The 13992-nt window shown below is 58.5% G+C and carries 12 protein-coding genes; 5 read left to right on the forward strand and 7 right to left on the reverse strand.

What is annotated here, in order from left to right; translation table 11 throughout:
• Positions 1-6: 6 nt before the first annotated feature.
• Positions 7-1896 (reverse strand): DIP1281 family NlpC/P60 protein, encoded by a 1890-nt coding sequence (locus HMPREF0308_RS10840; protein ID WP_005531557.1) that lies wholly within the window; start codon positions 1894-1896, stop codon positions 7-9.
• A 168-nt stretch (positions 1897-2064) separates the two neighbouring features.
• Between HMPREF0308_RS10840 and HMPREF0308_RS13730 the strand changes: the two genes are divergently transcribed.
• Positions 2065-2220 carry a hypothetical protein gene (locus HMPREF0308_RS13730; protein WP_155115466.1) on the forward strand — a complete coding sequence of 52 codons (156 nt, stop codon included), beginning with the start codon at positions 2065-2067 and terminating at the stop codon, positions 2218-2220.
• A gap of 1278 nt (positions 2221-3498) precedes the next feature.
• Here HMPREF0308_RS13730 and HMPREF0308_RS10845 read toward each other — a convergent pair.
• Entirely contained in the window at positions 3499-3972 is a 474-nt protein-coding gene (locus HMPREF0308_RS10845) for an Rv1476 family membrane protein (RefSeq protein ID WP_005531561.1), read from the reverse strand.
• 381 nt (positions 3973-4353) lie between these two features.
• Here HMPREF0308_RS10845 and can point away from each other — a divergent pair, with 381 nt between their 5' ends.
• Entirely contained in the window at positions 4354-7170 is a 2817-nt protein-coding gene (gene can / locus HMPREF0308_RS10850) for an aconitate hydratase (RefSeq protein ID WP_211205703.1), read from the forward strand.
• A gap of 145 nt (positions 7171-7315) precedes the next feature.
• A complete protein-coding gene (locus HMPREF0308_RS10855) occupies positions 7316-7906 on the forward strand; it encodes a TetR/AcrR family transcriptional regulator (RefSeq protein WP_005531566.1) in 591 nt (196 codons plus the stop codon).
• 2 nt (positions 7907-7908) lie between these two features.
• Here HMPREF0308_RS10855 and HMPREF0308_RS10860 read toward each other — a convergent pair whose 3' ends face one another.
• Positions 7909-8574, reverse strand: coding sequence for an NAD(P)H-binding protein (locus tag HMPREF0308_RS10860; protein ID WP_005531567.1), 666 nt, complete (start codon positions 8572-8574; stop codon positions 7909-7911).
• A gap of 87 nt (positions 8575-8661) precedes the next feature.
• On the opposite strand from HMPREF0308_RS10860, the gene HMPREF0308_RS10865 reads away from it, so the two are divergent.
• Positions 8662-8931, forward strand: a complete 270-nt coding sequence (locus HMPREF0308_RS10865) for an ACT domain-containing protein (protein ID WP_005531569.1) — start codon at positions 8662-8664, stop codon at positions 8929-8931.
• A gap of 2 nt (positions 8932-8933) precedes the next feature.
• A complete protein-coding gene (locus HMPREF0308_RS10870; protein ID WP_005531571.1) occupies positions 8934-10298 on the forward strand; it encodes a PFL family protein in 1365 nt (454 codons plus the stop codon).
• 85 nt (positions 10299-10383) lie between these two features.
• Here the strand turns inward: HMPREF0308_RS10870 and HMPREF0308_RS10875 are convergent, their stop codons facing one another.
• The 4 genes from HMPREF0308_RS10875 to HMPREF0308_RS10890 form a co-directional block, all read right to left on the reverse strand.
• Positions 10384-11448 (reverse strand): ATP-binding cassette domain-containing protein, encoded by a 1065-nt coding sequence (locus tag HMPREF0308_RS10875; protein WP_005531572.1) that lies wholly within the window; start codon positions 11446-11448, stop codon positions 10384-10386.
• A complete protein-coding gene (locus tag HMPREF0308_RS10880; RefSeq protein ID WP_005531574.1) occupies positions 11439-12122 on the reverse strand; it encodes an energy-coupling factor transporter transmembrane component T family protein in 684 nt (227 codons plus the stop codon). Before HMPREF0308_RS10880 ends, HMPREF0308_RS10875 begins: the two co-directional genes overlap by 10 nt.
• The gene (locus HMPREF0308_RS10885; RefSeq protein ID WP_005531576.1) at positions 12122-12868 is read right to left on the reverse strand and encodes a glycosyl transferase family 9; all 747 of its coding nucleotides are present in this window, start codon (positions 12866-12868) and stop codon (positions 12122-12124) included. The genes HMPREF0308_RS10880 and HMPREF0308_RS10885 overlap by 1 nt, the downstream gene beginning before the upstream one ends.
• Positions 12869-12959: 91 nt before the next feature.
• Positions 12960-13898, reverse strand: a complete 939-nt coding sequence (locus HMPREF0308_RS10890) for a nucleoside hydrolase (RefSeq protein ID WP_005531578.1) — start codon at positions 13896-13898, stop codon at positions 12960-12962.
• Positions 13899-13992 lie beyond the last annotated feature (94 nt).

Below are 13992 nucleotides of genomic sequence, written 5' to 3' on the forward strand. Positions count from 1 at the left end.
TGGGGCTTAGAGGAGGCGCACGACATTAGGGGCCATGCCGGATTGGCGCACAGGGGAAATCTGAACGTTGGATCCAGACTGAGGGGCCTCAATCATGGTGCCGTCGCCAAGATAGATAGCTACGTGCTGGTTGCCGCCAGGTCCGTAGAAAATAAGGTCGCCGCGCTGCATTTGGCTAGCTGGGACCTGGGTGCCCTTCTGGTACTGGTATCCGGAGTAGTGCGGAAGCGAAATGCCCGCGCCGGCGAAGGCGTAGAGCGTCAGGCCAGAACAGTCGAAGCCGACCTTGTTGTAATCGCCGTAAGAGTCGGCAACACCGCCGTCGCGGATGCCCTTGGTCGGGCCATTCGCGTCACCGCCGCCCCACGCATAAGGAACTCCGATCTGGGACTGGGCGCGAGCGATAACCGCTTCAATCTTTGAGTTACGGTCAGCATTGCCCAGAACGTTCGTCGCTTCCTCTGTGACATCGTCAGTGGTTTTCAACCCACCCAGGACATCCGAGACGGCGCCCGTCAGGGAGTCGTCGGCGGTGTTCGTGTTGCCGGAGCCTTGCAGTGCGGCCAGCTGGGAAGAGCCCTGCGCGAAAGCGTCGAGCTCTTCCTGGGTTAAGCCAGTGTGGTTAGGCTGTGCGGCGCCAACAATGGCTGCCGCCGCACCAATAGCGGTGGCTGCAAGTTTCAGTGAGCCGGAATCCAAGGAAGAACCTTGCATGGAAATTCCGTCAGAAGAGAGCTTCTGCACGTTTGGATCAGAGGACAACTCTTGGGCCGCTTGAGCAGCCTTCCGAACGTCGCTCGCAGAAAGCTGGTTGCCGGACTTCTCAGCGTGGAACTCACGCTCTACCGTTTCCTCGGAAGTAAAACCGCTGTTGTCATCCGATGCCCCTGCAGTTGGCTGCTCCTGGGATGCCGCCGTGGTGGCGGATTCGGTTGCAGACTGTGTGCCTGGCTGGGCAGCAGACTCGTTCGCCGACTCGGTGGCCGATTGTGCAGACTCCGGGGCCGCAGCCTGGGGGGTTGCTCCAGGAGTCTGGGGAGCGGTCTGAGAGTCGGTGGATTGCTCACCAGTCGACTGGTTTGCAGCACCTTCGGTCAAGTTATTTGACTTGACGTTTTCTTCATTATTGGAATCGGGTTGTTCGCTTGAATCCAGCCCTTTGGCTTGATTTAGCGCCTTTTGAACCTTGGCGTGCTGCTGCATGAGCGATTCACGCTGGGACGAGAATTCTTCGACCTGGGAAGCGCTGTCTTCCAGAGTTCGACGTGCAGCTGCCTCGGCCTCAGTAGCGTGCTCTTCGCGTTGCTCGGCCAACTGCTGGGTTTTGCGAAGCTGCGATTCCTTGTTCGCCTTTTCCGTGCGCTCCCGCTCCAGCTGATCCAAGATTGCTTGCTGGTCCTTGGTTTGGGTCCGCAAGTAGGACTGACGCTCGAGCATGTCTCCGCGTGCGTCGTTGCCTGCTGCTGCAGATACTGCATCGGAGGTGTTGGCGCGGCGATAAGCGGTACGCGACAGTTCGTTGAGCTTGGCCTGGGCCCGTTCAACGTCGGACTGTGCGGTGTTGAGTTCGCCGCGTGCCGTGGTCGTGCTGCGGCGTGCTTGCTCGGCTTCGGTACGCGCATCCTGGAGATCAACGAGCGCGCGGTTGACGTCCTCGCGACGAAGGCCGATCTCGGCCTCAATTTTGGCAACCTGCTCCTCGATGGAAGCGATGGCGCCGGCGAGGTCCGCAATTGATGGGTTATCAGAGGACAGCAGGGACTGGATGTCTACCGGTGCTGCTTCCTGAGCAACAGCGGGAGTCATGGTGGAAACGGTTGACAACGCCGCAGTAGTTGCGACGGTAGCTAGAAGCGTCTTCAGACGCCTAGAGCCAAACTTGAAGGTGGTGGCCACGAGAGGTATCTCCTAGACGCCCACGTAATCCTGGATTGTCGACTCGCATCTCACCTAGATATGCCCGTTCAGAACCTATGCAGCTGCCAGCTGCTACCCGTTGAGGAGCAGGAACTTTGTTGCAATTGGCATAGGTATGCCCGGGACTAATGGGTCTCGAGGACGAACATGTCGTGGTCTATGGACCCTTCTCCCCTGACTAATTCGCACAAAGTCAGGAAAATCGACGTCGTCAAGCGCAGCGCTCTCTACGCAACCGTCCAGGAGTACCTGGCGCCGGATATAAAAGTAGAGGGTGCTGTCGAGCACATCAGCCATAAGTGAAAGTGCGTGAAGGAAGACTCTGCGCCGCGGTGCCGCGCGATGAGCTTCAAGGCGCCTGCCCTATTCGATAGTCCTCCCATTAGGTGGCCTATAGCTATGACAAACGCGGGACTGCATTACGCGTCATCCTCGCCGTCGAATCGTATGAACCGCTCTAAAGTCCATGGCCTCCCGGACGCCGCGACACCGTGACACCTTGTGTCACTGAGAGGGCTGTCCGTCTTGCAGCCACGAACCTTGAACGGGCCGCACGAAGCGAACCCTAACGAGTGACTCGCTGTGGCTCAGTACTGCCGTCCCCTTAGCGAGAACCCGTCGATAGTCTCCTTCGACCGATGCCCGAAAAGCCGGCGACAGGGAAAGAGCGCGTTGCTAGTCCCCAATCGGAATGTGGGTGTCTTAATTTTGAAAAATTCGAACACTGTAATCGGCTACGTGGGATTGAACTTGTCGCTTCCGCTGTGTTCGAAAATCTGGCGACACGTCTGTATCGCTTTGTTCGAGTTGGCCTAAGCCAATGAATGCGATTGCCGAACAATCAAGAAGCTTCCATTGCGTCCTCCTGAACCAGGCGGCGATTCTCAATCCTTCTGCTTCCACTCGAGGCGTGCTTCCCCACATACCCGTGTGTCTACTCGATTGAGAGTCAAGGCTTGGCCCATGAACGTATGGAACAAGAATCAACCCGTGAGTCGATACTGGAACCATACGTCACCGACACACCCTGGCGCACACTTTGCTCAAAATTCACATGCGTCCCGCTGGGCCACAGGGCGTTACACCGGCGGTCAACCTGCAACGATTTTGTTACATTCCCGTGACTGTGATTTTGGTCACATCTAAGGCTCGACTGGCCACTTAAGGCCCCTTCCGCACCCCTCCCCCACCTCCTGTCAAGTCAGGGTGGTTGACCAAACCCCTTCCCCACTGCCCTCTTTGCGGGCGCGGTGGTCGGCCTGATGGCCGATTTCGCAGACGTCTCCGGTGCCGTGAATCGCGGTTCGGAGTCCAAGTTGAGCCCCTCTTGGTAACAGGGCTATCGGGTTTCGGGCGTAGTTCGAGCGTTAAAAGTTGGGGATTTTTGGGGCCGTTTCCAAATATTTTCCCGGACTGGTTTCGGCGTGTGGATTGCTCGTCGGGATGATTGTGGGAGGCGTCGGCTGAGTCTCGTGAGGGGTGCTCGTAGGGCTGTCCGAATCGGGTTAGTGTTATATTTTTTCGAACAAAACTAAGCCGTTTTAAACATCCTGCAGCGCCTCTTTCTGAGATGCCTCGCGGCTAATTTATTGCCGTCCGCGTAGCGCTCGCCGCGCGATAGGCGGACCATCCCGCGACGCCGGCGAGGGCTAAAGCGAGGGCTATGATCGCCATCCAGTGAACGGTGAAGTGATCGGTTCCGGAATAGAACTGCTCCAACACGGAGGTCTGATCGAGGCCCTTCGGTATGGCTCGCTCGGCGGCTTCGATACTTGCCCGAGTTAGTGAATCGCTTACGGCCGAGATATGAGTCGGCGTCTGAACGATGACAGTATCGAGCCCAGTCGCCGACTGGAGATCTTGTGCAATGTCGCGTGCGTCAGCCGCGCTAGCCGAAAAACTGTCCACTACGGCGATGCCGTGATCTGGATGGAGGGATTTAATGATCTCTTCCTGGATTTCTAGATCATTGGCGATGCGGGGATTGCTAAACGCTACGCCGTCCTGACTGAGTTGGTCGGAAAGGTTTGCTAGGTCGACGTCTTCTGGGATCATTGCGATTGCCCTCCCCTATGTCGATCGTTTTCCTGAATTCTCCAGTGGGCCTGCTGTGAGCTACTTGGGTCTGCCGCCCACGGTGGCTTGATTGTTGTTACTGAAACTATCGCTCGGCGCCCAAATTTCGGTGGGTGACGCGCCGGTCCCCCTAAAATGATGAAACAGAACGCTCGTACTGTTATAGTTAACACGGTCGTCGGTTTGAACCATTAGACTGGTTTCTGAACCTTCGCGTTCTTCTCGCTTCTAGTGCCTGAAATTCAGCGCTTGTTTCGTTCCTTATATATAGATGTATAGGGTGCGGGCTAAAGCGCTCCAGTTCGGGTAGGGCTAGAAGCAAGGAACAATTTGTTCTATCAACAAGGAATGGAGCTCCCTGTGACTGAAAGCCTGAACTCCTTCGGCGCCAAGAAGACCCTTGATGTCAACGGTAAGTCCTACGACTACTTCGACATCAACGCGGTTCCAGGCCTGGAGAAGCTGCCGTACTCCCTTAAGGTGCTTGCTGAGAACCAGCTGCGCTACGAGGATGGCAAGAATGTAACCAAGGACCACATCAACGCACTCGCTAACTGGGATCCGTCCGCTGAGCCGGACACTGAGATTCAGTTCACCCCGGCCCGTGTCCTGATGCAGGACTTCACCGGCGTTCCGTGTGTGGTCGACCTCGCCACCATGCGTGAGGCAGTTTCCGCACTCGGCGGCAAGCCAGAGCAGGTTAACCCGCTCAACCCGGCTGAGATGGTTATTGACCACTCCGTCATCGTTGAGGCTTTCGGCTCCCCTGAGGCTCTCGAGAAGAACGTTGAAATCGAGTACGAGCGCAACCAGGAGCGTTACCAGTTCCTGCGTTGGGGTGCTGAGAACTTCTCCAACTTCCGCGTAGTTCCTCCAGGAACCGGTATTGTCCACCAGGTCAACATCGAGTACCTCTCCCGAGTTGTCTTCGATAACGAGGGCGTTGCCTACCCAGATACCTGTATCGGCACCGACTCCCACACCACCATGGAGAACGGCCTCGGCATCCTCGGTTGGGGCGTTGGCGGCATCGAGGCTGAGGCAGCAATGCTCGGCCAGCCGGTTTCCATGCTCATCCCGCGCGTTGTTGGCTTCAAGCTGACCGGCGAGATCCCAGTAGGCGTTACTGCAACCGACGTCGTTCTGACCATCACCGAGATGCTCCGCGAGCACGGCGTAGTTCAGAAGTTCGTCGAGTTCTATGGCAACGGTGTTAAGTCCATTCCTCTGGCAAACCGCGCCACCATCGGCAACATGTCCCCAGAGTTCGGTTCTACCGCTGCGATCTTCCCGATCGACGAAGAGACCATCAAGTACCTCGAGCTCACCGGTCGCCCAATCGAGCAGATCGAGCGCGTCGAGGCTTACGCAAAGGCTCAGGGCATGTGGCTCGAGCAGGATGCTCCAGAGGCAGAGTACTCCGAGTACCTCGAGCTCGATCTGTCCACCGTTGTTCCTTCCATCGCTGGTCCGAAGCGCCCACAGGATCGCATCCTGCTCTCCGAGGCTAAGGAGCAGTTCCGTAAGGATCTGCCTACCTACGTAACTGGCGACGTCGTCGTTGACGAGTCTTCCATTGAGGCAAAGCGCATGACCGCTGAAGGCGACGCTGACGAGTCCTTCGTCGACGTCACCGGTGGCCTGAACAACTCCCGCGAAGGCCACGGCGAGTCCGCAGCTAAGGGCGGCTCCGGCCGTCAGTCCAACCCGGTTACCGTCACCTCCCCGAAGGGCGGCGAGTACACCCTGGACCACGGTATGGTTGCTATCGCTTCCATTACCTCTTGCACCAACACCTCTAACCCCTCCGTCATGGTCGGCGCTGGCCTCATCGCCCGCAAGGCCGCTGAAAAGGGCCTAACCTCCAAGCCATGGGTTAAGACCATTTGCGCACCTGGTTCCCAGGTTGTTGATGGCTACTTCCAGCGTGCAGACCTGTGGAAGGACCTTGAGGCTCTGGGCTTCTACCTCTCCGGCTTCGGTTGCACCTCCTGCATCGGTAACTCTGGCCCGCTGCCAGAGGAGATCTCTGCAGCTATCAACGAGCACGACCTTGCTGCTACCGCGGTTCTTTCCGGTAACCGTAACTTCGAGGGTCGTATCTCCCCGGACGTCAAGATGAACTACTTGGCTTCCCCAATCATGGTTATCGCTTACGCTATTGCTGGCACCATGGACTTCGACTTCGAGACCCAGGCTCTTGGCCAGGATCAGGACGGCAACGATGTCTTCCTCAAGGACATCTGGCCTTCCGCCGAGGAGATCGAGGACACCATCCAGAAGGCTATCTCCCGTGAGCTCTACGAGGCTGACTACGCTGACGTCTTCAAGGGCGACGACGCATGGCGCTCCCTCGATGTTCCGGAGGGCGAAACCTTCGAGTGGAACGAGGACTCCACCTACATCCGCAAGGCACCGTACTTCGACGGTATGCCAGCAGAGCCAAACCCAGTCGAGGACATCAAGGGCGCTCGCGTTCTTGCCAAGCTGGGCGACTCCGTCACCACCGACCACATCTCCCCTGCCTCTTCCATTAAGCCAGGCACCCCAGCTGCTCAGTACCTGGATGAGAACGGCGTTGAGCGCCAGGACTACAACTCCCTCGGTTCCCGTCGTGGTAACCACGAGGTCATGATGCGTGGTACCTTCGCCAACATTCGTCTGCAGAACCAGCTGGTTGACGTTGCAGGTGGCTATACCCGCGACTTCACTCAGGAAGGCGCTCCTCAGGCATTCATCTTCGATGCTTGCCAGAACTACAAGGCAGCTGGCATCCCGCTGGTTGTTATTGCAGGTAAGGAGTACGGCACCGGTTCTTCCCGTGACTGGGCCGCAAAGGGCACCAACCTGCTCGGCGTGAAGGCTGTCATCACCGAGTCCTTCGAGCGTATTCACCGCTCGAACCTCATCGGCATGGGCGTCATTCCGCTGCAGTTCCCAGAGGGCGAGTCCCACGAGTCCCTGGGCCTGGACGGCACCGAGTCCTTCGACATCGAGGGCATCGCAGCTCTCAACGAGGGCGGTATCCCGAAGACCGTTCACGTCACCGCAACCAAGGAGTCCGGCGAGACCGTCGAGTTCGACGCTAAGGTCCGCATCGACACCCCAGGTGAGGCTGACTACTACCGCCACGGCGGCATTCTGCAGTACGTTCTGCGCCAGATGGTCAAGTCCTAATCGGACTGCCTCTCGGAGGATGGCTTCCTGCTAGCAAGTATTTGGTAGAAGGCAGCCGCCTCCGCTTATGGGCCGCCGGCTTTCGCCGTGCGGCCCTCCTTTATCTTATTTTGATTATTCTTATTGCACTTTTGAGGAGACTTCCATGCCTATCGTGAGCGATTCTGAGCTCAACCGACGTCGTCACGAAATCTTGGTAGGTGCCCGAAAGTGTTTTGCCGAGCATGGCTATGAGGGCGCAACCGTGCGCCTTCTCGAAGAAGCTACGGGAAAGTCGCGTGGTGCGATTTTCCACCACTTCGGTGACAAAGAGTCCCTATTTTTGGCACTGGCCCAGGAAGACGCCGCTCGCCAGGCTGAAGTCGTTGCAAACAACGGTCTGGTTGAGGTGATGAGCGAAATGCTTCGCCACCCAGAGCGCCATGATTGGCTGGCCACTCGCCTCGAGGTGACTTCCATGCTCCGCACCGATCCCTCCTTTGCCATGCGTTGGCGCGACCAGCAGGAAGTCTTGGATCGGGCGGTGCGTGCACGTTTGGAGAGCAACGCCGAGCAAGGGCGCATGCGTGACGACGTCTCCATTGACACGTTGGTGCTTTATTTGGAGACCTTCATGGATGGTTTCATCAACCGTCTTGCACTAGGTGATACCACGAACCTAGAGGCGGTTCTGGCCTTGGTCGAGCAATCTATCCGCGGCAGCCGTCCGAGAAAGCAAGCTTCTACACCAAGCTGAACCTAGATGCTAGAGACCGGGTTGGTGCCGTTGTAGAACTCCAACGGGGTGTTCGGGAACTCATCGCGTCCCACGATCTCGGCCACAACCTGTGCCACGAGCTCGCGGCTGGTCTCCTTTTCCGTGGACGGCGACTCGAGAACCTCGATGCCTTCTGCGGGTTCATCACTCAAGGCGGAAGGGCCAAGGATGAGGTAGTCGAGCTGTGAGGCATTGAGGCGATTGTCCACTGCCTTCTTGGCCTCGACGTAGGCGTACCAGGATGTGTCGTCAGGGTTAGCAGTATTGTGGGTCGCGCCAACATAGGAGATCATCACGTACTTCGGGGTGGGCTTGCCAGCTGCTTTGAGCTGCTCGAGTGCGTCGATCGTGGCAAGCGCGCCATCGCGATCCACAGCAGTTGTGAGCTCTGCTCCCCCGCGGCCGCCGTTTCCGGCGCCCCAAACCACGACGTCGTAAAGCGTGAGCAAATCTGCCCACTCGTCAACGCTGAGCTCAGTGATGTCCTTGATGACTGGGGTGGCGCCGAGTTTCTCGATCTCTGGGGCTTGGTCGGGGTTGCGGACCAGTGAGTGCATCTCGTAACCCTTCTCAGAAATAAGAGGTGCGGAGAGCAGACCGATCTTGCCGTGTCCGCCGATGTACAAAACTTTCTTAACTGTGGTCATGACGCCCCACCCTACGCTAACTGTGAGCTTGGCCCCGTTTATTGGTCGCCAGACAATTAAGAGGTGAGAAGCACTAGAATCAACTCCATGATTGCCATCATGACTGTGACCGGCGCTGATAGCACCGGAATTATTGCTTCTGTAACTACTAACCTCGCTGAGCTCGGGGTGAATATTGTCGACGTTTCGCAGACACTCATGTCCGGTTTTTTCACCATGATTCTGCGCGTGGAATTTGATGAATCTGAGGTATCGATCCAACAGATTCAAGAGCGCATGAATAAGGTGGGCGAAGACATTAACCAGTCCATCCGCGTACAGTCTGAGGCGCTGTTTACAGCGATGAATGAGATCTAAATATGCTCAATCGTTTTAATACCGTAAGTATTCTCGACACGATCGAGATGATCGACAAGTACCGTCTCGATATCCGCACGGTGACCATGGGTATCTCCTTGCTGGGATGTACGCGTTCATCCATGGATGCGACTGCCCAGGCGGTATATGACCTGGTGACTGAACGCGCAAAGCACCTGGTTGAGGTGTGCGAGGGCATCGAGGCGGAGCTCGGCATTCCGATCGTTAATAAGCGCATCTCCGTCACGCCGGTATCGCTCATCGTCGCAGGCGTCGAAGGAAACCCCGTTGAGGTGGCCAAGGCACTCGATCGCGCAGCGGCTGAGACCGGCGTGAACTTCGTCGGTGGTTATTCTGCTCTCGTGGAAAAGGGCGCTACCACCGCGGAAAAGAAGCTCATCAATTCGATCCCTGAGGCCCTGTCTACGACGGAGCTCGTATGCTCTTCCGTAAATATCGCGTCCTTGCGCGCGGGCATCAACATGAATGCCGCCAAGCGCATGGGCGAGGTCATCAAGGAGGCCGCCGAACTGACCAAGTATCAGTCGGCGATCGCCTGTGCCAAGCTGGTGGTCTTTGCAAACTCCGTGGGCGACAACCCGTTCATGGCGGGTGCCTTCCACGGCATCGAGGAACCGGATTGCGTGGTTTCCGTGGGCGTTTCCGGCCCCGGCGTGGTGGACCGTGCGTTGGGCAACCTCGAGGGTGCCACCCTGGATCAGGTTGCCGAGGAGGTCAAGAAGGCCGCGTTTAAGATCACGCGTGCTGGCCAGCTCGTGGGCAACATGGCCTCCGAGCGCCTTGGCGTTCCCTTCGGCATCATTGACCTTTCCCTGGCACCAACCGCCGAGCTCGGCGATTCTGTGGCACACATCCTGGAGCACATGGGCCTTGACCAGGTCGGTACTCATGGCACGACAGCCGCATTGGCACTGCTTAACGACGCCGTGAAGAAGGGCGGCATGATGGCATGCTCGCGCGTCGGCGGCCTTTCGGGTTCCTTCATCCCCGTCTCTGAGGACAAGGGAATGATCGACGCAGTGCGTTCCGGTGCCATCTCCATGGACAAGCTGGAAGCCATGACCGCAATCTGCTCAGTCGGCTTCGACATGATTGCGCTTCCTGGCGATACCTCTGCGGCAACGATTGCCGGCATGATTGCTGATGAAGCCGCCATCGGTGTGATGAACCATAAGACCACCGCGGTCCGCGTTATTCCAGTACCGGGGGCCAAGATTGGCGACGAAGTCAACTTCGGTGGCCTGCTCGGATACGCTCCGGTCATCCCGGTCAACACCGTGGGCAACTCCACGTTTGTCAATCGCGGCGGCTTCATCCCCGCCCCGGTCCACGGCTTCCGTAATTAATGGCGCGTGAGTAATGGTGAAGGTTTCACCCTTCACCGTTGCCCGTGCTCCACGGATTCTCATCCATGAGGTTTCGGGCGCTGCGTCAGTTCGCTAAATTCATTTCGTCTACCGTTGCGTAGGTGGCGACCTCGGCCACAAACGCGGGATCGTGGCAGGTCAATACTATTGCCGTCGATGCGGAGAGCGCGTTGTGAATGAGCCGATGGACCATCACTCTGCCACGGGCGTCGAGAAGCGTGTCCGGCTCATCAAGAATGAGAATACTGCGGCGCAGTGCCACCGCGTAGGCGACCTGCGCGACCCGCAATTGCGAAGCCGAGACGTCCAGAGGGTGCTCCTCTAGAGGCAGGTCAGGTATAAGATCTGGCTCCTGCACCCACGCTCCAATGGTGGATTCGAGCACCTGGTCCATGGGTGATTGCAGCGCCATCGCGATGCTGGGATGGGCGGGTTCATTGCTGTCGAGGCCAGCGGCTGCGCGCAGCAACGTGGTCTTGCCTGAACCGTTTCCGCCACGCAGCCACAGCACTCCTCCGGGCCGCAGCTTCAAGTCCACCGGTCCGATCTCGAAAGAGCTGGATTCCGGAGCTTTGAGGTGCCACCAGCGCCTGGGTTTCGCACCGCGCGTAGCACGCACCTGGGAAATAGTGACGCTTTCCGAAGTCGGAGCCACGCGGGCAAGGTCAAAAATGCCGTCTGCGCTGGTGTCGTGTTCAACGAGGATGACCGCGGTTTCTTTCAGCGTTCCGAGATAGCTGGCGATGCGCTCGCGTGAATCGGGATCGAGGCCTGCCCACGGCTCGACCACGATGAGCACGGGTGGCTCGGCTATTGCGACCTGCGCGAGCGCAAGCCGGCGTGTTTGACCACCAGACAGGCCGGAGGGTTTGCGCGTGCCGTCGAGGGCGACGTCGCAAAGCGCCTGCTCTACCCTGGATTTCATGTTCTGCGGATCCATCCCAAGGTGTTCCAACGCAAGCGCTAGTTCTTCCCTGACTGTCTCGCGCAGGAGAGATACGTGTGCTGCCGCATCGGCGCCGATTACCGTGTCAACGCCCAAAATCTCTGCGAGTTGATGCGCAACGTCGTCGGCATTTTCGCTAAATCCCACGCGGATGGTCTTGCTTGTTCCTGGGACTAGATCCATAGCAATACTCCAAGAATACTGATGATGGGCAGTGCCCACCGTACGATGCGCTGAGCCAGGCTGTCTGGAACGGGGGCCAAAACCGTGCGCCGGCCTGGTCTGTCGAATCCGATCGCAGTTAAGGCCTGGCCCCGTTGCGCACCCTGGGTGAGCAGGCGTGCGATCACCGGGATGATGACGCGGGAGGCAACGTTGCGTATGGAAACCTGCACGCCGCTGAGGCGGTTGGCGTCGCGTACCGCGGCGATGGCGCGCGCACCCTCGGGCAGGGATTGTAGGGAGGCACCCACCACGTAGGCAGCTTTGTGGCCGAGGCGGGAGGCTTGGAGCCACTTGGCGACGTCGCTGACCTTAACCATGGCGGCAGCCGCCACGATACAGCCCATCAAGGCGGCGAAACGTAGGGAAAGTTGGCCTGAAAGAAGCAGGCCATCACTGGTGAGCAATGGGAATATACGGTCAGTGCCGTAGGGCGCGTGAATGAGCACCATCGATGCCGCGGCGGGAAGGGCAAGCACCGTGGTGGTGGCGACCACCGCTATCGAGCGTGATGCGATGGTGCCAAGTATGAGCCACATGATGAGCACAGCCGCATTGAGCAGGGGTGAGTTGACGGCCACGATGAGAAACCAGGTGGAGGCTGCGGCGCTAAAAACAGTGGCTGGGTGAATCATTAACGCGGGCGCAGGCTTTCGAGGGTGCGCTTCGGCAGTGCCTTGATTGCCGCCCACACGATGAGGAAGACGATGGCCTTATCGAGCGGGTCGGAGATGAAGGACTGCAGGGTCACCGAAGCGATAAGCGAGTTACCGAGCTCGCGGAAGAGCGAGACCACGGCGCCCGTTCCCAGGCCAGCGGTGCCGCCGTAAACGAATGCCGCGACGGGCGCGGCCAGCATGCCGGAGATGATTCCGATGATGGCGCCGGAAAGGATGACGGACCACCACTTCTTGAAGGCACCCTGGTTGATCGCCCAACCCGCAAGGAAACCGGTCGCAGCCGATACAGCCGCAAATGGCAGGGCTGCCGGGTTGAGAAGACCCCACACCACGGAGGATAGAGTACCCGTGGCCAGGCCAGCGATAGGGCCGGCAATGGCGGCGACGAGGATGGTACCCACGGAGTCGATGTAGAGCGGTACACCAATGGAACCGATGATCTCGCCGACGACGATGTTGAGGACCAACGCGACAGGGATGATTGCGATGGTTCGGGCAGGAAGCGCTGGCAGCGCGCCTGCAAGCAGCAAGGCGGCACCGAGCAAGTAGCCGACCAAGGTGATGAGTGTTTCAGTGGAGCCCGCGACGGACTCCCAGGAAGTCGGACGGACCAAAACGAGATAGATCCAGGTGGCTACGACGATGAGCGCACCGGCGATTACCAGGCCTTTGCGGGCTGGCGTTAAAGAGATCTGTGACATGAAACTTTCACTTTGGGAAGTAGTAGATGTACAAAGTGTTGGCAAAATTCTGCCCTATGTCACCTCGGGCAGCCCATCAATAATAAGCGCACTAAACGCGACGAGCCAAAATCCCGGCCGCACGGGTGAGCTCTGCGTGCGCGCCTACGATATCTACGGCGGTCACCACGTGTGCGTTGGCCGGCGCATCCCAATGTCCCCGTAGGTCCGCCACGGATGTTCCGCGCAGCAACTGCGACTCAGCCTCCACGTCCACGGTGGTGGTGTGCTTAAGGTAATCCACCTTGCCGAGCGCGATCATGCAGGTGAGCAGGTCATGGATTTGAGCCTGGTAGCCCTCCCCTTGCTCTTGATGGAACTCGAAATAAAAGCGCAGGATCTCTGGAAGGTGGCGGGCCACCGGATGCTCGCCAAGCTCCGCGATGAGTCGCTCCAAGCGCGGCGGCGCGATGAGAAACTGCTCGGTCACTTCCAGTGAGCACAGCGTCGCTTGGCTGTCGCTTTCGCGCAAGGCGGCAAAGACCTGCTTTGCGGCATGCGGGTCTACCCAGAAGTTCCACTCCGCTGTGGGCGTGGTGTTGCCCCGGTAGTTCACTGCGCCGCCCATCACCGTCACCTGGCTGAACTTGCTCACCCCGGCTAGCGCGGCATTGGTGAGCGGACCGGAGACGATGAGCTGCGCGCCCTGTTCAACAGAGTTGTTCCACAGGTCCCGCCAGTTGTAATCGGAGTGCCAGTCTGGGGCAGTGACGTAGCCCAGGCCAGCTGGGCCATGGGTTTCCGGGGTCGTTACCAGTGGAACCTTCAAGGGAACTGGGTGGCCGGGTGCCACGGGAATCTCCCTTAGCCCGCATTCGCTGAGAATGAACGCCGCGTTGCGAGCAGTGGTGTCGACGTCGATGTTGCCGGCCGTCGTGGTGACACCAACGAGTTCAATCTCGCCAACGTGGTGAAGCGCCGCGAGATAAATGAGGGCAAGGGCGTCATCAATTCCGGGATCGCAATCAAGCAGGATGCGGGGCGTGGTCATCGGCTAAAGACTCCTAAAAGACGAGGTTATCGAGGAATTTCTGGGCGCGCTCCGTCTGCGGGTTGTTAAAGAACGCATTGGGCTCGCCGGTCTC

The sequence above is a fragment of the Corynebacterium striatum ATCC 6940 genome (assembly GCF_000159135.1).
GTDB lineage: Bacteria > Actinomycetota > Actinomycetes > Mycobacteriales > Mycobacteriaceae > Corynebacterium > Corynebacterium striatum.

What these genes read in the sequence shown, in the direction of transcription:
- HMPREF0308_RS10875 (WP_005531572.1), bottom strand. Translation starts at nt 11,448, where the DNA reads ATGGATCTAGTCCCAGGAACAAGCAAGACCATCCGCGTGGGATTTAGC.
- HMPREF0308_RS10865 (WP_005531569.1), top strand. Translation starts at nt 8,662, where the DNA reads ATGATTGCCATCATGACTGTGACCGGCGCTGATAGCACCGGAATTATT.
- HMPREF0308_RS10885 (WP_005531576.1), bottom strand. Translation starts at nt 12,868, where the DNA reads ATGTCACAGATCTCTTTAACGCCAGCCCGCAAAGGCCTGGTAATCGCC.
- HMPREF0308_RS13730 (WP_155115466.1), top strand. Translation starts at nt 2,065, where the DNA reads ATGTCGTGGTCTATGGACCCTTCTCCCCTGACTAATTCGCACAAAGTC.
- HMPREF0308_RS10880 (WP_005531574.1), bottom strand. Translation starts at nt 12,122, where the DNA reads ATGATTCACCCAGCCACTGTTTTTAGCGCCGCAGCCTCCACCTGGTTT.
- HMPREF0308_RS10855 (WP_005531566.1), top strand. Translation starts at nt 7,316, where the DNA reads ATGCCTATCGTGAGCGATTCTGAGCTCAACCGACGTCGTCACGAAATC.
- HMPREF0308_RS10870 (WP_005531571.1), top strand. Translation starts at nt 8,934, where the DNA reads ATGCTCAATCGTTTTAATACCGTAAGTATTCTCGACACGATCGAGATG.
- HMPREF0308_RS10890 (WP_005531578.1), bottom strand. Translation starts at nt 13,898, where the DNA reads ATGACCACGCCCCGCATCCTGCTTGATTGCGATCCCGGAATTGATGAC.
- HMPREF0308_RS10860 (WP_005531567.1), bottom strand. Translation starts at nt 8,574, where the DNA reads ATGACCACAGTTAAGAAAGTTTTGTACATCGGCGGACACGGCAAGATC.
- HMPREF0308_RS10845 (WP_005531561.1), bottom strand. Translation starts at nt 3,972, where the DNA reads ATGATCCCAGAAGACGTCGACCTAGCAAACCTTTCCGACCAACTCAGT.